This is a genomic window from Microbacterium salsuginis, assembly GCF_012524205.1.
GTDB classification, from domain to species: domain Bacteria; phylum Actinomycetota; class Actinomycetes; order Actinomycetales; family Microbacteriaceae; genus Microbacterium; species Microbacterium salsuginis.
Genome location: NZ_JABACI010000001.1, coordinates 980,148 through 998,834, shown reverse-complemented (window position 1 = coordinate 998,834; position 18,687 = coordinate 980,148). Strand labels below are relative to the sequence as shown.

Annotated in this window: 21 protein-coding genes and 1 tRNA gene; 12 read left to right on the top strand and 10 right to left on the bottom strand. The window is 70.9% G+C overall.

Annotated elements, in window-relative coordinates; all coding sequences use genetic code 11:
* Positions 1–105 precede the first annotated feature (105 nt).
* A complete protein-coding gene (locus tag HF576_RS04885) occupies positions 106–1,128 on the top strand; it encodes a substrate-binding domain-containing protein (RefSeq protein ID WP_168911609.1) in 1,023 nt (340 codons plus the stop codon).
* Positions 1,129–1,141: 13 nt separating this feature from the next.
* Here HF576_RS04885 and HF576_RS04880 read toward each other — a convergent pair whose 3' ends face one another.
* Positions 1,142–2,131 (bottom strand): DUF5937 family protein, encoded by a 990-nt coding sequence (locus tag HF576_RS04880; protein WP_168911608.1) that lies wholly within the window; start codon positions 2,129–2,131, stop codon positions 1,142–1,144.
* Between the two features lie 75 nt (positions 2,132–2,206).
* On the opposite strand from HF576_RS04880, the gene HF576_RS04875 reads away from it, so the two are divergent.
* The gene (locus tag HF576_RS04875) at positions 2,207–2,626 is read left to right on the top strand and encodes a cupin domain-containing protein (RefSeq protein WP_168911607.1); all 420 of its coding nucleotides are present in this window, start codon (positions 2,207–2,209) and stop codon (positions 2,624–2,626) included.
* 2 nt (positions 2,627–2,628) lie between these two features.
* Positions 2,629–2,919, top strand: coding sequence for a DUF4287 domain-containing protein (locus HF576_RS04870; protein ID WP_168911606.1), 291 nt, complete (start codon positions 2,629–2,631; stop codon positions 2,917–2,919).
* A 76-nt stretch (positions 2,920–2,995) separates the two neighbouring features.
* Here the strand turns inward: HF576_RS04870 and HF576_RS04865 are convergent, their stop codons facing one another.
* The gene (locus HF576_RS04865) at positions 2,996–3,592 is read right to left on the bottom strand and encodes a DnaJ family domain-containing protein (RefSeq protein ID WP_168911605.1); all 597 of its coding nucleotides are present in this window, start codon (positions 3,590–3,592) and stop codon (positions 2,996–2,998) included.
* Positions 3,589–4,443: an NAD-dependent epimerase/dehydratase family protein gene (locus HF576_RS04860; RefSeq protein ID WP_168911604.1), complete on the bottom strand. Its 855-nt coding sequence runs from the start codon at positions 4,441–4,443 to the stop codon at positions 3,589–3,591. Before HF576_RS04860 ends, HF576_RS04865 begins: the two co-directional genes overlap by 4 nt.
* A 57-nt stretch (positions 4,444–4,500) precedes the next feature.
* Here HF576_RS04860 and HF576_RS04855 point away from each other — a divergent pair, with 57 nt between their 5' ends.
* Positions 4,501–5,502 (top strand): LacI family DNA-binding transcriptional regulator, encoded by a 1,002-nt coding sequence (locus HF576_RS04855; protein ID WP_168911603.1) that lies wholly within the window; start codon positions 4,501–4,503, stop codon positions 5,500–5,502.
* 10 nt (positions 5,503–5,512) lie between these two features.
* On the opposite strand, the gene HF576_RS04850 is transcribed toward HF576_RS04855, so the two are convergent.
* A complete protein-coding gene (locus HF576_RS04850; RefSeq protein WP_168911602.1) occupies positions 5,513–6,532 on the bottom strand; it encodes an aldo/keto reductase in 1,020 nt (339 codons plus the stop codon).
* A 108-nt stretch (positions 6,533–6,640) separates the two neighbouring features.
* On the opposite strand from HF576_RS04850, the gene HF576_RS04845 reads away from it, so the two are divergent.
* From HF576_RS04845 to HF576_RS04820, 6 genes are all read left to right on the top strand, one after another.
* Positions 6,641–7,252, top strand: coding sequence for a TetR/AcrR family transcriptional regulator (locus HF576_RS04845; RefSeq protein WP_168911601.1), 612 nt, complete (start codon positions 6,641–6,643; stop codon positions 7,250–7,252).
* Positions 7,253–7,338: 86 nt separating this feature from the next.
* Positions 7,339–8,067: an L-ribulose-5-phosphate 4-epimerase gene (locus HF576_RS04840; RefSeq protein WP_168912079.1), complete on the top strand. Its 729-nt coding sequence runs from the start codon at positions 7,339–7,341 to the stop codon at positions 8,065–8,067.
* A complete protein-coding gene (locus HF576_RS04835; protein WP_168911600.1) occupies positions 8,064–9,704 on the top strand; it encodes a xylulokinase in 1,641 nt (546 codons plus the stop codon). The genes HF576_RS04840 and HF576_RS04835 overlap by 4 nt, the downstream gene beginning before the upstream one ends.
* Positions 9,705–9,801: 97 nt before the next feature.
* Complete coding sequence (gene araA, locus HF576_RS04830) at positions 9,802–11,313, top strand: L-arabinose isomerase (protein ID WP_168911599.1); 1,512 nt, start codon at positions 9,802–9,804, stop codon at positions 11,311–11,313.
* Between the two features lie 100 nt (positions 11,314–11,413).
* Positions 11,414–12,358, top strand: coding sequence for an aldose 1-epimerase family protein (locus HF576_RS04825; RefSeq protein ID WP_168911598.1), 945 nt, complete (start codon positions 11,414–11,416; stop codon positions 12,356–12,358).
* A 41-nt stretch (positions 12,359–12,399) separates the two neighbouring features.
* Positions 12,400–13,281, top strand: a complete 882-nt coding sequence (locus HF576_RS04820) for an RNA polymerase sigma-70 factor (protein ID WP_168911597.1) — start codon at positions 12,400–12,402, stop codon at positions 13,279–13,281.
* A 9-nt stretch (positions 13,282–13,290) separates the two neighbouring features.
* Here HF576_RS04820 and HF576_RS04815 read toward each other — a convergent pair whose 3' ends face one another.
* The 4 genes from HF576_RS04815 to HF576_RS04800 all read right to left on the bottom strand — a co-directional run bounded on the left by HF576_RS04815 (position 13,291) and on the right by HF576_RS04800 (position 15,617).
* Positions 13,291–13,830: a hypothetical protein gene (locus tag HF576_RS04815; protein WP_168911596.1), complete on the bottom strand. Its 540-nt coding sequence runs from the start codon at positions 13,828–13,830 to the stop codon at positions 13,291–13,293.
* A gap of 8 nt (positions 13,831–13,838) precedes the next feature.
* A complete protein-coding gene (locus tag HF576_RS04810; RefSeq protein ID WP_168911595.1) occupies positions 13,839–14,258 on the bottom strand; it encodes a DUF4383 domain-containing protein in 420 nt (139 codons plus the stop codon).
* Between the two features lie 149 nt (positions 14,259–14,407).
* Positions 14,408–14,608, bottom strand: coding sequence for a hypothetical protein (locus HF576_RS04805; RefSeq protein ID WP_168911594.1), 201 nt, complete (start codon positions 14,606–14,608; stop codon positions 14,408–14,410).
* Between the two features lie 160 nt (positions 14,609–14,768).
* On the bottom strand, positions 14,769–15,617 hold the full coding sequence (locus HF576_RS04800) for an SDR family NAD(P)-dependent oxidoreductase (protein WP_168911593.1): 849 nt from the start codon (positions 15,615–15,617) through the stop codon (positions 14,769–14,771).
* Positions 15,618–15,726: 109 nt separating this feature from the next.
* Here HF576_RS04800 and HF576_RS04795 point away from each other — a divergent pair, with 109 nt between their 5' ends.
* Positions 15,727–16,311 carry an asparagine synthase gene (locus HF576_RS04795; RefSeq protein ID WP_168911592.1) on the top strand — a complete coding sequence of 195 codons (585 nt, stop codon included), beginning with the start codon at positions 15,727–15,729 and terminating at the stop codon, positions 16,309–16,311.
* A gap of 38 nt (positions 16,312–16,349) precedes the next feature.
* A tRNA-Arg gene (locus HF576_RS04790) sits at positions 16,350–16,422 on the top strand.
* Positions 16,423–16,505: 83 nt separating this feature from the next.
* On the opposite strand, the gene HF576_RS20105 is transcribed toward HF576_RS04790, so the two are convergent.
* Both HF576_RS20105 and dinB read right to left on the bottom strand, forming a co-directional pair.
* Positions 16,506–17,393, bottom strand: a complete 888-nt coding sequence (locus HF576_RS20105) for a zinc-ribbon domain-containing protein (RefSeq protein ID WP_205834725.1) — start codon at positions 17,391–17,393, stop codon at positions 16,506–16,508.
* A gap of 33 nt (positions 17,394–17,426) precedes the next feature.
* Positions 17,427–18,623, bottom strand: coding sequence for a DNA polymerase IV (gene dinB / locus HF576_RS04775; protein WP_168912078.1), 1,197 nt, complete (start codon positions 18,621–18,623; stop codon positions 17,427–17,429).
* Positions 18,624–18,687 lie beyond the last annotated feature (64 nt).

The following is an 18,687-nucleotide window of genomic DNA, read 5'->3' as shown; positions in this document are numbered from 1 at the left end:
GTGGGATATCGAAAACTTCGAAATCGCTTTCGGCAAGGTATCGTGTGAGATCGAGGGCGGTCAAGTGGGCGCTTCGATAACGTTTCAGCAACGAGGGGAGTCCCGGTGCCGAGTGAGGGAGGCGCACGCAGCGCGACGTTGAGCGACGTGGCGCGTCGGGCAGGCGTGTCGATCGCCACGGCGTCGAAGGCCCTGAACGGCCGAGACGACGTCGCGCCCGCCACGCGTCGCCGCGTCGTCGAAGCGGCCGATGAGCTGTCCTTCACTCCCAACGCGATGGCACGCGGACTTCTGGCCGGGCGCACCGGCACGGTCGGGCTGCTCACCAGCGACCTCGAGGGCCGGTTCATGCTCCCGATCCTGATGGGAGCGGAGGATGCCTTCGGCGCCGGCCAGGTGAACGTGTTCCTGTGCGACGCGCGAGGCGACGCGATCCGTGAGCAGCACCATCTGAAGGCGCTGCTCAGCCGTCGCGTCGACGGCATCATCGTCGTCGGGCGGCAGACCGACCCACGGCCCTCGCTCGGGCAGGAGATGCCGGTACCCGTCGTCTACGCGTACGCGCCGTCGGACGACCCTCGCGACCTCTCCCTCACCCCCGACAACTACGCAGGCGGCCGGATGGCGATCGAGCACCTGATCGGCTGCGGCCGTACCCGCATCGCCCACATCACCGGCGATCCGGCCTACGCGGCTGCGCAGGACAGACTGGCCGGGGCGCGGGCGGCGCTGGACGCGGCCGGTCTCGAGCTGGTCGGCGAGGCGATGTTCTCGGAGTGGAGCGAGCACTGGGGAAGGGATGCCGCGGCGATGCTGCTGCAGCGGCACCCGGATGTCGACGCGATCTTCTGCGGGTCCGACCAGATCGCACGCGGGGTGCTCGACACCGCCCGTGACCTGGGCCGGAGCGTGCCCGACGATCTCGCGGTCATCGGCTACGACAACTGGGAGGTCCTGTCCACGAACTCGCGCCCCCAGCTCACGAGCATCGACGCCAACCTGCAGCAGCTGGGACGGCAGGCGGCCCAGCGCGTGTTCGACGCGATCGACGGCGTCGACATCGGCGAAGGCACGCACCACCTTCCCGTGCGCCTCGTCATCCGCGGCTCGACGATCCCGCGCCGCTGAGCCGGGTCCGGTCTCAGAGCACCGCGCCCACCATCGCCTCGCCCAGAGGCGTGCGTCGATGCAGCACGCGAGCACCGTCGCGCGAGCTGGCGACCAAGCCGGTGTCGCGCAGCACGGTCAGGTGATGGGACGCGGTCGAGATCGCGACGGCGGTGTCGCTTGCGACCTGCGACGTCGTGCGCGGTTCGTGGGCGTCCAGCAGGATGCGCGCCCGCGCAGGTCCCAGCAGTGCGCCGAGCGCGTCGACGGCGCCGGTCGGGTCCCGCGCCCACTCGGCGCTCACGCCCTGCGCAGGGTAGAACAGCGTCGGCTGCGCGGGCGGCTCGGTGAGCACGTTGCACCCGCTCGTGCCCATGACCGAGGGCACCAGCACGAGCCCGCTGCCACGGCAGTCGACGATCTCGCTCCAGATGCGCATCGTGACGCGCACGGCGCCGCCGGCCCATTCGACACGATCGTGGAGGGTCGCGATCATCCCGCCGATGCCGCTTTCGGCGATCCGGCGCGAGCGGACGGCGATGTCGGCGCGCAGCAGCCGCTCGAGCTGGGTCCAGACCGGGGCTATGCCGGCGTTCCACACCGAGAGCCAGGCCTCCGCGATCATCGCGCGGGCACGGTCGGGATGATCGAGCATGCGCTGCACGGCGACCTGCGCGGCGCCCCGCGAACGCACCAGCACCTTCGTCATGTCGACCTCGAAGCGCTCGTCGTCGATGTCGCGCAGGCGTTCCGCCTCGGCCTCGGGGCTGAGATCCCAGGTGGGGGTGGACGTCAGGAAGTCGGGGAAGTACCCGTCGTCGCGGATCAGCAGCGTGAGCACCTCGAAGTCGTCTCGCGGGATCGCCCCCCGGGTCGAGCGCATCCACCCCCACTGCAGCGGATGGTGGTCGGGCCGGTGCAGTGCGCGAACCGCATGGCACAGCTCATGGCCGGGCGAGATGCCGAAGCGGATCGCGGTGAGGTCACCGGGCGCCAGCTGGAAGTCGACGTACTTTCGATCCACGTCGAAAGGATAGAGCGACGGATGCCGGGGCGACAGGCTGAACACACGTCACCGGATCCAGCCAAGGAGGAACCCATGGACCTCGACGCCCTCACCCGCACGGCCACCGACATCCCCGCCATCGTCCCGGCGTCCGAGCTCGCCCTCGGCACGGGCCGCACCCGCCGCTTCATCGGCGCCGGGCACGGCGCGGGAGTGTCGTACTTCTTCGTCGACAACGAGCCCGGCCAGGGGCCCGACATCCACCGTCACCCGTACCCCGAGACGTGGGTTCTGCTCGAAGGGCAGGCGCGCATCACCATCGGCGACCGCACCCTGGACGCCGTGGAAGGCGACACCGCGACGGCGCCTGCGGGGGCGTGGCACGGCTTCAAGAACAGCGGGACCGGGCGACTGCGGGTGCTCTGCATCCACGCGTCCGACCGCATCATCCAGGAGTGGCAGGATGAGCCGGGCGTGCTCGACATCCCCGCCGCCGACCGAGAGGATCAGTAGATATGTCCTTCCAGGCATACCTCGACAACATCGAGACCAAGACCGGCCTGACCCCGCGTCAGTTCATCGACCTCGCGCGTGAGAAGGGGTTCGACGAGACCACCAAGGCCACGCCGATCGTGCAGTGGCTCGCCGACGACTACGGCCTGGGTCGCGGCCACGCGATGGCGCTGGTGCACGTCATCACCAAGGGGCCGCAGATCAGCGACAAGCACGTCGACTCGGGATCGACCCACTCCGACCCGTCGAACACGCTGTGGCTCGACGGCAAGGCCACCAACCCGAACCCGTAGCCACCCCGGCTTTCAAATCGCGCACTTTGCAACTCGGCGGGGCCGGAGGCTGCAAAGTGCGCGATTCGAAACCGGACTAGGGGCCGCGCCGCCACCACCGGCGGCGTGGGGCTGCGGCATCCGTCTCCTGCTGCGCGATGCGGGCCTCGCGCCGTGCGCGCCACGCCGCCACCTCGGCCTCGACGTCGCGCGTCGGCGTCACCACCGGAGGGCCGCCGAGCAGCTGGCGCCGCGCCTCGATCACGCGCCGGTTGAAGTCCTCGAGCGCTTCGCGCACGTCCTCTTCGCGGGCGAGCTCGTCGAGCCGGCCTGAGAGCTCCCGCTCCTCGACGCGGAGAGTGAGCGCCGGCGGGCCGAGTCCGGTGAGCCGCTCCGTCTCGATCTTGCGGCGGATCCACCAGTCGGGATCGTGATGCCGGCCGAGATCGGGGAGAGGCTTGCCCGCGCCGGGGAGATCGTCGAACTCGCCACGGCGGATCGCCTGCTGGATGGCGACCTCGACGTACGCCGCGCGATCCAGGGCGTTCGGCTCGCGCGAACTCGCGGACTGCTCATCAGCCCCGTCGTCGTCGGGGCCGGCCGGTGCGCCGCCGTCCTCCGGGGCAGGCACGTCATCGCGCGCGAGCTTGTCGACCCGATACCGGGCCGCCGCCAGACGCGGGTCCTCGCTCATGATCCCGGGACGTGGTCCCGCCACGAATGCTGCGGGTCGAAACCGAGCAGCCGGCGGGCCTTGTCGATCGACAGGAGGGTGTCGTGCTCACCGAGATCGCCGTTCACCGGCGCGTCGGGGAACACCTCGGCGACGAGCTCGGCATTGGGACGCGACATGACGGTGTCGGCCGCGGCGATGATGTACGTCTCGAAACCCGGCGGAGCCGCCTGGAGCGCGCGATCCACGGCCTGAGCGCCGTCGCGTGCATCGATGTAGCCCCACAGGTTCCATTTGCGACGGCGGGCGTCGGCATCGAACGACGGGAACTCGGCATAGTCCTCGGGCACCATGACGTTCGAGAACCGCAGCCCGGTGATCGAGAGATCCGGATGCCAGCGCACCAGCTCCACCGCCATCCGCTCTTCGAGCGTCTTGACGAGCGAATACACCGACTCGGGGCGCGGCGGGTACTCCTCGTCGACGGGGATGTACGGCGGCGGAACGTCGAACGGCAGGCCGAGGACGGTCTCGCTCGAGGCGTACACGAGGCGCCGGATGCCGAGTCTGACAGCAGCCCAGAAGACGTTGAACGTCGCCGTCATGTTGTTGTGGAACGTCGCGACATCCGACCGGATGCCGGGGGCCGGGATGGCGCCGAGATGCACGACCGCGTCGAAGCCGTCATGGCGGTCGTTCACCGCGGTGAGCGCGTCCACGACCTGGCCGTAGTCGGTCAGATCGACCTGGACGAAGTCCGGTCCGCGAGTGCCGACGACGTCGAGGCCGATGACGTCGTGCCCGGCCGCACGCAGTTCGCGTGCGACGACGGTGCCGAGTTTTCCGGACGAGCCGGTGAGGGCGATGCGCATGAATCCAGCCTGCCACTTGCGTCGGGCTGGTGGCGCCGTGGGGCTAAGGTGGCCGCGATGAGCGAGAGTGACGCCGCAGGACGCGGACGGGTCGGCGTGCGCGACGTGGCGCGCGCAGCGGGTGTGTCGACTCAGACGGTCTCGCGCGTCATCAACGAGCAGCCGAACATCCGACCAGAGACGCGTGACCGCGTGCTCGCGGCCATCGCCTCGCTCGGGTATCGCGTCAACAACGCCGCGCGATCGCTCGGCACCCGCACGACCCGCACGCTGGGCGTGATCGCCTCCGACGCGACGCTGTACGGTCCCGCGGTCGGCATCGCCGCCCTCGAGACGGCTGCACGCGAGGCCGGGCGATGGATCGCCACGGCGTATGCGGATGCCTCGTCCGAAGCATCCGTCCGCGAAGCGGCCGACCGGCTGCTCGGGCAGGGGGTCGACGGCCTCATCGTGCTGGCGCCCCACGCGACCACGCTCGCAGCCCTGCTGGACGCGCGGCTCGGCGTGGCGATCACGGCGTTGCACGCAGACGCCGGCGCCGTCCGCCAGGAGGAGGGCGCGGCGCTCGCAGTCGGCCATCTGGTGTCGCTCGGCCACCGCCGCATCGCGCGGGTCGTGGGTCCGGACGACTGGCTCGAGGCGCGGTGGCGGGACGCGGGCGGTGCTCGCGCCCTGGCGGCCGCCGGCCTCGCGCCGGGCGTGCGGTGGAGCGGGGACTGGACAGCCGCGTCGGGCGCCGACCTGGCCGCCGAGGTCGCCGCCACCGTGCGCAGTGCGGACGGCCCGACCGCCGTCGCCGCGGCCAACGACCAGATGGCACTGGGTCTGATCGCGGGGCTGCGGGCGGCAGGCCTCGACGTGCCGGGCGACGTGAGCATCGCCGGCTTCGACGACAACCCCGACGCCGCCTTCTACCGTCCGGCGCTCACGACCGTGGGACTCGATCTGGCCGGCGAGGCGCGCCGCGCGGTCGCCGCGGTGCTCGGTGTGGAGGGCGCCGACCCGCGCCCACCCGTGCTGGTCGTGCGCGCGTCGACGGCTGCGCCGGGGCGCCCCTGACGGCCCCGGTTCAGGCCGCCGCCCGATCCTGAGCGGGACGCCGGCGCAGCGCCGCGGAGAGGATCGGCGGCGTGTTGTATTCCTGATCCATCCGGCCCACGCCGGTTCCGGGCGGGACGATCGCGTCGATCCGGTCCAGCACCTCGTCGGAGAGGGTGATCTCGGCCGCCGCGAGCAGATCCTCCAACTGCTCCATGGTCCGCGGACCGATGAGCGCGGCCGTCACTCCGGGATGGGCGATCACGAAGGCGAGCGCCATGTGCGTGAGCGACATCCCCGCCTCCTCGGCGAGCGGGATGAGCTCTTCGACGGCGTCGATGCGCCGCTCGTCCCGCAGGGCCGCGAACATCCGGGTGCGGCGCAGGTCGGTCTCCTGCCCGCGGCGGATGCGACCGGTCAGCATGCCGCTGGCGAGCGGGCTCCAGATCACCGTGCCCATGCCGTACCGCTGCGCGACGGGCAGGACCTCGCGCTCGATCGTGCGGTCCAGCAGCGAGTAGTGCGGCTGTTCGGTGCGGAATCGTTCCAGTCCGCGACGCTCTGAGACCCACTGTGCCTCGACGATCTCGGACGCGGGCATGTCGGACGAGCCGATCGCTCGCACCTTGCCGCTGCGCACGAGGTCTGTGAGCGCCGACAGGGTCTCTTCGATGTCGGTCTCCGGGTCAGGGCGATGCATCTGGTACAGGTCGAGGTGGTCGGTCTGCAGCCGGCGCAGCGAGTTCTCGACGGCGGCGACGATCCACCGACGCGAGCCTCCCTGGTGGTTGACCTCGTCGCCGATCGGCCGCGCGAACTTGGAGGCCAGCACGATGTCGTCGCGGCGTCCCTTGAGCGCACGGCCGAGCATCTCCTCCGAGTCGCCGTAGGCATCGGCGGTGTCGATCAGGTTGATGCCGGCATCGAGGGCCCGCGAGACCATCCGGTTCACCTCCTCCTGATCGCCGTTGCCGAACGAGCTGAACATCATCGCGCCGAGCGCGAAGGGCGAGATGCGGATGCCGGTGCGGCCGAGTGGGCGGTACTGCATGGTTCCTCCATTGGTGTCCCCGCAGCGAGCGGGTACGGTGGTCGTAAGCGGAACGGTCATCCGCAACTATACGGAACGATGTTCCGTTTGTCACGCAGGAGAGGGAACATGAGTGCGCATGAAGCGCCGGCCGGCGGTCCTCGGCGCAAGCGGGCGGACGCCCAGCGCAACGCCGAGGTCGTCCTGGAGGCGGCGAAGGCGGCCTTTGCGGAGTCGGGGGTCGACGCGTCGATGCGCGACATCGCAGCCAGGGCCGGGGTCGGCGTCGGCACGATCTACCGCAACTATCCGCAGCGGTCGGACCTGATCATCGCCGTCTTCCGGCGAGAACTCGATGCGACGGCCGCCGAGGCGGACCGTCTGTCGTCGCAGCATCCGCCTGCGGAGGCGCTCCGGATGTGGGCGCAGAGCCTCGCGCGCTTCGTGGCGACCAAGCGCGGTTTCGCCAGCGCCCTCCACTCCGGCGATCCCGCCTACCGGCCGCTCCCGGCGCAGTTCCTCGGGACGCTCGCCCCGAGAGTCCAGGCCATCCTGGACGCCGGCGCCGCCGACGGGACCATTCGCCGCGACGTCCGCGCCGAGGACCTCATCCACGCCCTCAGCCGGCTTGCCGACAGCGGCGCCGTGGAACCAGCTCGTCCCGCCAACCCCATGATGGACGTTCTGCTGGACGGCTTGATCACGAGGGCGAGGTCAGTTCGGGAGCAGGCGACGCCCTGAAGGGAATGGCACGGGAGCGTTGTTACCGGTAACATCGACCCCGGCCCGACGACCGCGCCACGAGAACCGATGGAGGCCACGTGACCATCCCTGACCCGGCGACGCCGGCATCATCGTTCAGCGCCGAGGTCGAGGCATCCGTCGCCGCCACCCGCGCGGAGGTCGCGCGGCTGCACGGCGAACTCGTGCGCTACGGGCTCGTGGTGTGGACGGGCGGCAACGTCTCGGGGCGCGTGCCCGGCGCCGACCTGTTCGTGATCAAGCCGAGCGGAGTCGGCTACGACGACCTCGCCGCCGAGAACATGATCCTGTGCGACCTCGACGGCAATGCCATCCCCGGCACCTCGGGCAGCGAGCGCAGCCCCTCGAGCGACACCGCCGCCCACGCGTACGTGTACCGCCACATGCCCGACGTGGGCGGTGTCGTGCACACCCACTCGACCTTCGCCGTCGCGTGGGCCGCTCGCGGCGAAGAGATCCCGTGCGTCATCACGGCCATGGCCGATGAGTTCGGCGGTCCGATCCCGGTCGGCCCCTTCGCGATCATCGGCGACGACTCGATCGGCCGGGGCATCGTCGAGACCCTCCGCGGACACCGCTCGCGGGCGGTGCTCATGCAGAACCACGGTCCGTTCACGATCGGCACGTCGGCGAAGGACGCGGTGAAGGCCGCCGTCATGGTCGAGGACGTCGCACGCACCGTGCACTACGCACGTGAGGCCGGTCCGCTGATCCCGATCCCGCAGGACGCGATCGACCGCCTCTTCGATCGGTATCAGAACGTCTACGGACAGAGCGGAGACGAGCGGCGATGAGCGGAACGACGCAGGATGCCGTGGCCCAGGCGATCCGCGACGGCCGCACCGCGCTCGGGATCGAGCTCGGGTCGACCCGGATCAAGGCGTGCCTGATCGCGGCCGACGACCCCACCCAGGTGCTCGCGGTGGGCTCTCACGCGTGGGAGAACGTCTTCGAGGACCGCATGTGGACCTACTCGCTGGAGGACGTGTGGTCGGGCCTCCAGGCCGCCTACGCAGCCCTGCTCGCCGACGCCGAGGCGCGCCACGGCGTGCGGCCCGACACGTTCGGAGCCATCGGCGTCTCGGCGATGATGCACGGCTACCTCGCGTTCGATGAAGCCGGTGATCTGCTCGTCCCCTTCCGCACGTGGCGCAACACCACGACCGGGCGCGCGGCCGCCGAGCTCACCGAGGCATTCGGCGTCAACATCCCGCTGCGGTGGTCGATCGCGCACCTGCACCAGGCCGTGCTCGACCAGGAGCCGCACGTGCCGCGGGTCCGCTTCCTCACCACTCTCGCCGGATACGTCCACTTCCGGCTCACCGGACGGCGCGCACTCGGCGTGGGCGACGCGTCGGGCATGTTCCCGATCGACTCGGCCACCGGCGACTACGACGCCGAGCTCATCGCACGCTACGACCGGCTGGCCGCCGGACGCCTCCACGGAGAGAGCGTGACAGCGCTCTTGCCGGAGGTGCTGGCCGCGGGGCAGCCCGCCGGCGAGCTCACGGCCCAGGGTGCAGCGCTGCTCGACCCGACAGGGACGCTGCGCCCCGGCATCCCGCTGTGCCCTCCCGAAGGGGACGCGGGAACGGGAATGGTCGCAACGAACGCCGTCGCCCCGCGGACCGGCAACGTGAGCGCCGGCACGAGCATCTTCGCGATGGTCGTGCTCGAGCGGCCTCTCGAGAAGGTGCACCACGAGCTCGACCTGGTCACGACGCCCGCGGGCGACCCCGTCGCCATGGTGCACTGCAACAACGGCGCGAGCGAGCTCGCCGCGTGGGCCGGGATGTTCGCGCGGTTCGCCGAAGCGTCGGGCACGCCTGTCGACGACGATGCGGTGTACGAGACCCTGTTCCGCGAGGCCCTCTCGGGCGAGGCCGACGCGGGCGGGCTGCTCGCCTACAACCACCTCGCGGGCGAGCCGATCGCGGGACTGACCGAGGGGCGCCCGCTGTTCGTGCGCACTCCTGACAGCCGCTTCACGCTCGCCAACGCCATGCGCGCGCAGCTCTACGGTGTCTTCGGCACGCTCGCGCTCGGCATGCGCGTGCTCGAAGACGAAGGCGTCGTTCTCGACCGCATGTTCGCCCACGGCGGCATGTTCCGCACGGCCGGCGTCGCGCAGCGCTTCCTCGCGGGCGCTCTCGACGCTCCGGTGTCGGTGGGCGACACCGCCGCCGAGGGCGGGGCATGGGGCATCGCCGTGCTCGCTGCGTACGCCGGGGCCGTGAAAGAAGGCGATGCTGCAGCATCCGGGATCCCGCTCTCGTCGTACCTCGACGAGCGGGTGTTCGCGCACGCGCCGATCGACGCGGTCGAACCGGATCCGGCCGACGTCGCCGGCTTCGCTTCGTACCTCGACCGCTACCGCGCCGGCCTCGCCGTCGAAGCCGCCGCTGTGGCCTCTCTCGCCCCCGGTCGCTGAGCGAGCGGAGCGAGACGAAACGCCCCGTCATGCCACTGCGTCTCGTCTCGTCGCTTCGCTCTCGCTCAACGACCGGACCACGAACAAAGGAACCGATATGACCCGCACCCCGCTCTCCAGCTCGCTCGACTCGTACGAGGTCTGGTTCGTCACCGGCAGCCAGAACCTTTACGGCGAAGAGACGCTCCGCCAGGTCGCCGAGCAGTCGCAGCAGGTCGTCGCCGGCCTCGAAGGCCTGCCGGTCACCGTCGTCTGGAAGCCGGTGCTCAAGGACTCCGACTCGATCCGCAAGCTGGCGCTCGAGGTAAACTCGCGCGACGACGTGATCGGCGTCATCGCGTGGATGCACACCTTCAGCCCCGCGAAGATGTGGATCGCGGGCCTCGACGCGCTGCAGAAGCCGCTGCTGCACCTGCACACGCAGGCCAACGTCGAGCTGCCGTGGGCCGACATCGACTTCGACTTCATGAACCTCAACCAGGCCGCCCACGGCGACCGCGAGTTCGGGTACATCCAGACCCGTCTCAGCGTGGCCCGCAAGACGGTCGTCGGCCACGTGTCGAACCCGGCCGTGCGCCAGCAGGTTGAGGACTGGCAGCGCGCCGCCGCCGGATGGACCGCTGCCCGCACTCTCAAGCTCGCGCGCTTCGGCGACAACATGCGGTACGTCGCGGTGACCGAGGGTGACAAGACGGAGGCCGAGCTGCGGTTCGGCGTGCAGGTCAACACGTGGGGTGTGAACGAGCTGGTGGAGGCGGTGGATGCCGCGTCCGACGCCGACGTGGACGCCCTGGTCGCCGTCTACCTCGACGAGTACGACGTGGCCGACGAGCTGCGTCCGGGTGGCGACCGGCACCAGTCGCTGCGCGACGGCGCGGCGATCGAGCTGGGGCTGCGCTCGTTCCTGGAGGAGGGCGGCTTCGGCGCGTTCACCACCTCGTTCGAGGACCTCGGCGCGCTGAAGCAGCTGCCCGGACTCGCCGTGCAGCGGCTCATGGCCGAGGGGTACGGCTTCGGCGCCGAGGGCGACTGGAAGACGGCGATCCTCGTTCGCGTCGCGAACGTGATGGGCGCGGGCCTTCCCGGTGGCGCGAGCCTCATGGAGGACTACACCTACGACCTCGTGCCGGGCTCGGAGCGCATCCTCGGAGCGCACATGCTCGAGGTGTCGCCGTCGCTGACCACCGCGAAGCCGCGCCTCGAGGTGCACGCGCTCGGCATCGGCGGCAAGGAGGACCCGGTGCGCCTCGTCTTCACCGCGGACCCGGGCCCGGCCCTCGTCGTCGCGATGAGCGACATGCGCGACCGGTTCCGGCTCGTCGCGAATGTGGTCGAGAACGTCGCGGCCCCCGATCTGCCGAAGCTCCCCGTCGGCCGCGCGGTGTGGAAGCCCGCACCCGACTTCGCCACCAGCGCCGCCTGCTGGCTCGCGGCCGGCGCCGCGCACCACACCGTCATGACGACCGCCGTCGGCATCGAGGTGTTCCGTGACTTCGCCGAGATCGCCAGGACGGAGCTCGTCGTGATCGATGAGGACACCACGGTCCGCGGCTTCCAGCGCGAACTGCGCTGGAACCAGGCCTACTACCGTCTGGCGCAGGGCCTCTGAGCCGACCCCGTCCCGCCACGGCCGCGGCCCACGCTGTGAGAGCGATCCCGGTAGCCTGGCCTGCGGCGAACTTCCCGAACACACCCAGAGGATCCGAACCATGGCTGTAACCCCCGCATCCGGCACTCAGCACGCTCTGCGCGCCGGCGACTACGAGGCCGTGATCGCGAGCGTCGGTGCGACGCTGCGCTCGCTCACGTATCGCGGGCGCGATCTCGTCGTCCCCTTCGAAGCCGACGAGGTGCGCCCGGCGCACCGCGGCGCGACGCTCGCGCCCTGGCCGAACCGCGTGGTCGACGGGAAGTACTCGTTCGCCGGTCGCGAGTTCCAGCTGGCTCTGACCGAGCCGGCCCGCTCGCACGCGCTCCACGGCCTCGCGACGTGGCTCGACTTCGAGGCGATCGACAAGGGCTCCGACCACGTGACCCTCGCCGCGGTCATCCAGCCGCAGACGGCGTACCCCTGGCGCGTCATCGTGACCGCGCGGTTCGAGCTCGGACCCGATGGCCTCACGCAGTCGGTCACCGCCCGCAACGACAGCGCCGAGCCGGCGCCGTGGGGCACCGGCCCGCACCCGTACCTCGTCGCCGGCCCCGGCCACGTCGACGAGTGGACGCTCGAGCTCCCCGCCACCCAGGTGCTCGCCGTCACCCCGGACCGTCTCATCCCCACCGATCTCGTGCCGGTCGACGCCGACGACCCCGAGCGCTTCGACTTCCGCACCGCCCGTTCCATCGGTGCGGCCGAGATCGACCACGCGTACACGGGTCTCATCCGCGGTTCGGACGGTATCGCCACGGTGCGCGTGGCGAGCGCCGAGGGGACCGGTGTCGAGATGTCGTGGGATGCCTCGTGCGCATGGGTGCAGGTGCACACCGCCGACAAGCCCGACCCGGCGCAGAGCCGGCTGGGGCTCGCGGTCGAGCCGATGACGTGCGCCCCCGACGCGTTCAACGCCGGATCGTACGACTACGACGCCGGTCTGATCGTGCTGGAGCCGGAGGCATCCGCGACCGCGTCCTGGCGCATCGGCGCGATCGTCTGACACCGCCCCGCCCTGCCTGCGGACGTCGTAGGCTCGGCGGTATGGACGCGCTCGTCGACCCGTTCGTCACGCATCGGGGCCTGCTCTTCACGGTCGCGTACGAGATGCTCGGATCCGCGGCCGACGCCGAGGACGTGCTGCAGGAGTCGTGGCTGCGCTGGGCCGACGTCGATCGCGATCAGGTGCACGACCCTCGGGCATACCTGGTGCGCATCGTCACGCGTCAGGCGCTCAACCACCTCCGCACGTTGTCGCGTCGTCGGGAGGACTACGTGGGGGAGTGGCTGCCCGAGCCGCTCCTGACGTCACCCGACGTCGCAGACGACGTCGAGCTCGCCGAGAACGTGTCGATCGCGATGCTGACCGTGCTCGAGACCCTCGCTCCGACCGAGCGCGCGGTGTTCGTGCTGCGCGAGGTCTTCGACCTTCCGTACGACGAGATCGCCGAGGCCGTGGACAAGTCGACCGCCTCCGTGCGGCAGATCGCCCACCGCGCGCGTGACCACGTCGCCGCTCGCCGCCCGCGCGTGAAGGTCGAGCGCTCCGAGCACGAGAAGGTCGTGGCGCGCCTCGGCCGTGCCATCGCCACCGGTGACCTGCAGGCGCTCATGGATGTGCTCGCGCCCGACGTCGTGTCGGTCGCCGACGGCGGCGGCAAGGTGCGGGGCGCAGCGCGCCGTCCGGTCGTGGGCGCCGACAAGCTCGCGCGGTACCTCGTGGCGGGCCTGGGCAAGTACGGCAGCGGCCTGAGCCTGTCGCCCATGATGGTCAACGGACAGCCCGGCTTGCGCGCCGAGGTCGACGGCGAGCTGATCGGCGCCATCAGCGTCACCGTCGAGGACGGGCGCGTCAGCCGCATCTACTCGATCGCGAACCCCGAGAAGCTGGCCCGGCTCGACTCCGAGATGGGACTGACCCGCTGACGATCCGGATCAGTGATGGTCCGGCTCGACCACGCCGTGGGTGCCGTGGTCCGGGGCCAACTGTGCGGCCTCGGTCGTGCCGAGGGCCGGCGTGACCACCGCGGCGACAACGACCGCTGCGACGATGAGCGCCCGCACACGCAGGGGGGCGGCATCCGCCCCGTCCTTCTTCCGCTCTCGCAGTCGCAGGCCGCACGCGAGAGCCACGACGATGAGCAGAGCGGATGCCGCGGCCACGGCGATCACGCTCGTTCGTGCCGGCTGAGCGACCAGCAGGGCCGTGAGCGCACCGAGACCCGCGAGCGCCCCCGCCACGGCAAAGCGCGGCAACACCGCTCGCGCGTGCACCAGCGCGGCCACACCCCACGCGATCCCGCCGGCGCCGAGGGTGACGAGGAGGAGGCCGGCCCCCCGGGCGGCCACATCTCCCGTCACTCCATCGGCGCCGGTCAGTCCCCCGGCGCCGAGAGCGAGCTGCACCAGCCCGGCTCCCCACGCCGCGACCGCAGCCACCGCCGGAGCGGAAGAAGCCTTGACTGCGGTGGGCATCTGTCGGCTCAGACCGTGCGTGCCGACGTCGAGCTGCGCACGCCGCGCTCGGCCCCGAGCCCGACGCCCAGCAGCACGAGTGCGCTGACGAGGTGCAGGAAGTGGTCGAACGTGTTGAGCGCGAGGATGTTGAGGGCAGTTCCGACGAGGAAGAAGCCCACGATGCCCAGCAGCAGGTAGACGGCACCGACGACGATGTTGACCGCCTTGGCGGCGGTCACCGACTTCAGGCCGCCGATGAGCAGGGCTGCCCCGATGAGCAGGTGGGCGATGTTGTGAAGCGGGTTCACCTCGAAGATCCCGAGCAGCAGTCCTCCGTCGGTCGCGATGAATCCGACCCCGCCGGTGACGGCGAAGCCCAGCGCGCCGACGACGAGGTAGACGGCTCCGAAGATCGTCGCGACGAGGCGATTGGGTGACGAGCGCATGTGCGTTCCTCCTTGTTCAGTGCGGCCGATGCCGCGTCAGGTGTTGTTCGGACCCCACGTCCGATCGGTTTGGCGAGGATGCGACGAGGGCCCCGGCGTACCGGAGCCCTCGCACACTGACACCGGAGACCACCGGTGCCTCGACGAGATCACGTCTCGTCGCGCAGGTCTTCTTTGATGTCGTTGCGGGCCTTGACCGAGTCCCGTTCGGCCTCCGCCTTCTTCACGTCGGATTCGGCCTTCATCTCGTCGACTTTGTCGCCGATCCGGTCGGTGGTGTCCTCCCACGTGTCCTTGACCTTCTCGCCGACAGCCTTGGCCGTCTCTTTGGCGTCGTCCATGAATCCCATGGGTTACTCCTCTCGTGGGGGCGTGACGACGACGCTACGGAACGCGCCTTCCACGGTCAGGGGGCTTGCGCGGACGCACGCCGATTGCTAGTTGTGCGGGCGCACTCGAGCCCACGTACCCCGCGCCCGCCGAAGCGGCGGCGTGCCACCGTCGCCGGACCTACGCGCGGTCCCTGACGGGCGTGGTCGTGTCGATGGCGTTCCGCAGGGGGCGCCGCATCGGCGCCCAGTAGTGGCTCGGCGCGATCCGCGCGAGCACATCGACCAGGCGTGCCTCGCGACCGACCATGGTGCGCGACCGGCGGTTCACCGTCGCCTCGACGATCCGCCGCGCAGCGTCGGCGGGCTCGGTGTGGTACATCGCGGCCTGCGCCGCCGCCGCGCGGGCGGCGATCGCCGGGTCGATGGCTGCGGCGAAGCGGCCCCGCAGGATGATGCCGGTCTTGACGCCCGCCGGGTAGACCGCGCCCACCGTCACGGTGGAGCGCTCGAGCTCGTGGCGGAGCGCCTCGGTGAACCCCCGCACGGCGAACTTGCTCATGGCGTAGGGGATGCGACCGGCCGGGGCGGTGAGGCCGTAGATCGACACCAGGTGCGTGATGTGCGCCGCCGGCTCGCGCCGCAGGGCGGGGAGCAGCGCCTTGGTGATGTTGACCGTGCCCCACAGGTTCACGTCCATCAGCCAGCGCATCTCGTCCATCGTGAGCTGGTCGATGTCGCCCAGCATGGACGAGCCGGCACACGTGACGAGGGCCTGCACGCGGGAATGGGATGCCTCGATCTCGCGCGCGGCCGCGACCACCGCGCCGTCGTCGGCGAGGTCGACGACGTGCGTCGTGTGACCAGAGCCGGGGAGGTCGGCGGCCACGGCCGCCAGCCCGTCGGGATCGCGGTCGACGAGGGCGACGCGTGCCCCGCGCCGCGCGAGGTCGCGGGCGACCTCTGCCCCCATCCCTGCGGCAGCGCCCGTGATGACGGTCGTACGTCCTCGCACGTCGAGTCGTCGCATCCGTGCCACGCTTCCTCCCGTGTGCGGGCATCGCCTGTGTTGCCCGACGCCTTCGATTCTCGCCCACCGCGGCGGCGCCGACGCACTAGCCTTTCCCGAGGGAGGTGCGATGGGCAAGACCGCGGATGCGATCGCCGAGGGCGTCTCCATCGCGTCCGCCGCCGCTCGTCTGGCCCTGCGCAACCGGATCCTCGTCGAGACGATCGCCAACGACGAGCCGTTCGACCTGACGCGATTCGCGCCGTACGCGGGCGAGATCCTGATCTCGCTGGCCGATGAGCAGGACCAGGCGGCTGAGCTCGCCCGGCGTCAGCGCAAGAAGGCGTGGGGCAAGTTCACCGATCCCGACGGCACGCACGACTACCGCGATCGCGATACCCGCAACCTGCGCAAGCGCCACCGTCAGTACGTCGGAGTCGCGAAGGAGCTCCGCCGCATGGCGGAGGATCCGCACGTCGTGCGCGTCCTCGTCGAGCAGTCGCGCGATGCCGCGTGGGGAGACGTCGAGGCGAACCTGCAGCGGCGGCTCACCGTGGAGGGCATGCGGCCCGACCTCGACCCCGACTACGAGCGGATGCGCGCCGCGCGGATGCAGTCGATCCGCGTGGTCGACCTGCCGCGGCTGTCGGCTCACCGGCGCCGCGCCACCGAGCCCGAGGAGCCCGACGCCGATTCGCGCCGATCCGCACCGTGAGGTATTCTTGACGACGTTGTGCGCGAGAGCGGCAACGTGCGCCTCTAGCTCAATGGATAGAGCATCTGACTACGGATCAGAAGGTTGGGGGTTCGAGTCCCTCGAGGCGCGCACTGTGTTGAGACAGTAAGGAAGAAGCCCCGGATCCGGGGCTTTTTCTGTTTCTGCGCTCGTGCCTGATCGCCCGGTGCGGTTCACGCCAGGTACGGGTCGACGAGCAGCGGCCCGCGGATGCCTCTGAGCGTGTCGACGAGACGATCGAGTCCCTTGCGGTTCCAGGCGGTCAGCTGCAGATCGTGGGGGCCGAGCGGTTCGAGCTTGCCGGTGCGGATGCGCACCACCTCCCACTTCGCCGCGCGCAGCGCGCGGTCTTTGCGACGGTCGGCTTCCGCGCGCTTGCCGACGTGCTCCAGACCATGTCGGCCAGTGCTGTCGTACTCGACGGCGATGCGCAGTTCGGGCATCAGGATGTCGGGCCACACCTCGACGTGGTCGAAGAACGGCCGCGCGACCCGCACCGCGTTCAGGCCTGCTGTCACCGACACGCGCGCGAACACGTCGGCCCTCACCTGCGCCTCGACCGCGGATGCCGGCTTCGGCGCGCATTCGGACCGGAAGGGCGTGCCGGGCGGCAGATCAGGTGTCTTCGGGCAGAGCTGGACCTTGCGTCTGGGCCTCCTCTCCCGCAGGACCGTGCGTTCGATCGGGATCGCGATCGCGGTGGGGACGGGCGCGCCGGGAGGTGTCACCACATCCCGCATCGGGAGCGCACGGGCGGGGCGCGCGAGATCCGTGCATTCGGGACACCATGCTGAGCGGCGACGTTCACGACCGGGGCGGTTGCGCTGCTCGTCGGGGGTCGCGGCGAACTTGTGGCCTGCCTCGCACTGCCACAGCAGCAGCACGTCGGCGGCGGGCGGCACCTGGCTCAGCACGATGCCGGCGTTGAGCTCCGGGTGGTACTGGCGGATGAGGGCGGGGAACGGTGCCCACGCTTCGCGGTAGCTCCCCACCGGGTAGGGGACGGCCGCGCCTTTGGAGAACTGCCGGCGCGCCCACCACAGTTCGACACGCTCCGCCATGCGGGCAGAGTAATCGCGGCTGACGACATCCGCTCACTCGTGCTCGGGCAGCACCGGCGTCGACCAGCCCGGGTCGTGACCGAGCTGGGCGGCGCGGGCGACGGATGCCGCTCCGAAGCGATCGCGCACCGCGTCGAGCACCGTGTCGAGGCGCGCACCGTCCTCCCACTCGATCGGAAGCTCCGGCTGGATGCTGTCGGCGTGCCCCAACTGCGAGAGCGAGATGCCGATGAGGGTGATGCCCCGTTCTGCGATCCGAGGTGCGGAGGCGGCGAGCAGAGCGCGCGCGACCGAGAGCACCACCGCGGTGCGGTCGGTGGGGAAGCGGACGGTGCGAGAACGGGTGGCCTTGGTGTAGTCGCCGAACCGCAGGCGCAGCACCACGGTGCGGCAGACCCGGTCGCGCTCGCGTAGACGGCGGGCGAGCCTGTCGACGATCTGCGTCAGCATGAGGTCGAGCTCGTCGAGCGAACGCGGACGGTTGCCGAGCGCCCGTTGCGAGCCGATCGATCCGCGACGACGCGTGGTGTCGACCGGGCGGGGATCCCGCAGCCGGGCCAGCGCGTGCAGGTGCGCTCCGGTCGCCTTGCCCAGCAGTCTCTCGGCGGCCGCGGCCTCGAGCTCGGCGAGCTGACCGACCGTGCGGATGCCGAGACGATGCAGCTTCTCGGCGGTGACGGCGCCGACTCCCCACAGTCGCTCGACAGGCAGGGGCAACAGGAAGCCCTGCTCCTCGTCGGGCTCGACCACGAGCAGCCCATCGGGTTTGCTCACGGCGCTCGCGACCTTGGCGAGGAACTTGGTCCGGGCCACGCCGACCGAGATCGGCAGCCCCACCTCGGTGCGCACGCGCTCGCGCAATCGCACCGCGATCTGCTCGGGAGTGCCCGCGATCCGGCGGAGCCCCCCGACTTCGAGGAACGCCTCGTCGATCGAGAGCCCTTCCACGAGCGGCGTGGTGTCGCGGAAGATCGCGAACACGGCGCGGCTGGCCTCGGAGTAGGCCTCCATCCGAGGCGGGACGACCACCGCGTCCGGGCACAGGTCCCGCGCCTGCCGTCCGCCCATCGCGGTGCGGACGCCGCGGGCCTTCGCCTCGTAGCTCGCGGCGAGGACCACGCCGCCGCCCACGATGACGGGCCGCCCGCGCAGCGCAGGCGCGTCGCGCTGCTCGACCGACGCATAGAAGGCGTCGAGATCGGCGTGCAGCACGGTCGCCTCGCCCCGCATCCCACCCTCCCGCCGATCGCGCGTCCAGCGGATCGTCGCATGCACCGCGGACATGGCAGGTCGG

What these genes read in the sequence shown, in the direction of transcription:
- HF576_RS04855 (WP_168911603.1), top strand. Translation starts at nt 4,501, where the DNA reads ATGAGCGAGAGTGACGCCGCAGGACGCGGACGGGTCGGCGTGCGCGAC.
- HF576_RS04820 (WP_168911597.1), top strand. Translation starts at nt 12,400, where the DNA reads ATGGACGCGCTCGTCGACCCGTTCGTCACGCATCGGGGCCTGCTCTTC.
- HF576_RS04800 (WP_168911593.1), bottom strand. Translation starts at nt 15,617, where the DNA reads ATGCGACGACTCGACGTGCGAGGACGTACGACCGTCATCACGGGCGCT.
- HF576_RS04845 (WP_168911601.1), top strand. Translation starts at nt 6,641, where the DNA reads ATGAGTGCGCATGAAGCGCCGGCCGGCGGTCCTCGGCGCAAGCGGGCG.
- HF576_RS04795 (WP_168911592.1), top strand. Translation starts at nt 15,727, where the DNA reads ATGGGCAAGACCGCGGATGCGATCGCCGAGGGCGTCTCCATCGCGTCC.
- HF576_RS20105 (WP_205834725.1), bottom strand. Translation starts at nt 17,393, where the DNA reads ATGGCGGAGCGTGTCGAACTGTGGTGGGCGCGCCGGCAGTTCTCCAAA.
- dinB (WP_168912078.1), bottom strand. Translation starts at nt 18,623, where the DNA reads ATGCGGGGCGAGGCGACCGTGCTGCACGCCGATCTCGACGCCTTCTAT.
- HF576_RS04875 (WP_168911607.1), top strand. Translation starts at nt 2,207, where the DNA reads ATGGACCTCGACGCCCTCACCCGCACGGCCACCGACATCCCCGCCATC.
- HF576_RS04805 (WP_168911594.1), bottom strand. Translation starts at nt 14,608, where the DNA reads ATGGGATTCATGGACGACGCCAAAGAGACGGCCAAGGCTGTCGGCGAG.
- araA (WP_168911599.1), top strand. Translation starts at nt 9,802, where the DNA reads ATGACCCGCACCCCGCTCTCCAGCTCGCTCGACTCGTACGAGGTCTGG.
- HF576_RS04870 (WP_168911606.1), top strand. Translation starts at nt 2,629, where the DNA reads ATGTCCTTCCAGGCATACCTCGACAACATCGAGACCAAGACCGGCCTG.
- HF576_RS04825 (WP_168911598.1), top strand. Translation starts at nt 11,414, where the DNA reads ATGGCTGTAACCCCCGCATCCGGCACTCAGCACGCTCTGCGCGCCGGC.
- HF576_RS04835 (WP_168911600.1), top strand. Translation starts at nt 8,064, where the DNA reads ATGAGCGGAACGACGCAGGATGCCGTGGCCCAGGCGATCCGCGACGGC.
- HF576_RS04850 (WP_168911602.1), bottom strand. Translation starts at nt 6,532, where the DNA reads ATGCAGTACCGCCCACTCGGCCGCACCGGCATCCGCATCTCGCCCTTC.
- HF576_RS04860 (WP_168911604.1), bottom strand. Translation starts at nt 4,443, where the DNA reads ATGCGCATCGCCCTCACCGGCTCGTCCGGAAAACTCGGCACCGTCGTC.
- HF576_RS04815 (WP_168911596.1), bottom strand. Translation starts at nt 13,830, where the DNA reads ATGCCCACCGCAGTCAAGGCTTCTTCCGCTCCGGCGGTGGCTGCGGTC.
- HF576_RS04810 (WP_168911595.1), bottom strand. Translation starts at nt 14,258, where the DNA reads ATGCGCTCGTCACCCAATCGCCTCGTCGCGACGATCTTCGGAGCCGTC.
- HF576_RS04865 (WP_168911605.1), bottom strand. Translation starts at nt 3,592, where the DNA reads ATGAGCGAGGACCCGCGTCTGGCGGCGGCCCGGTATCGGGTCGACAAG.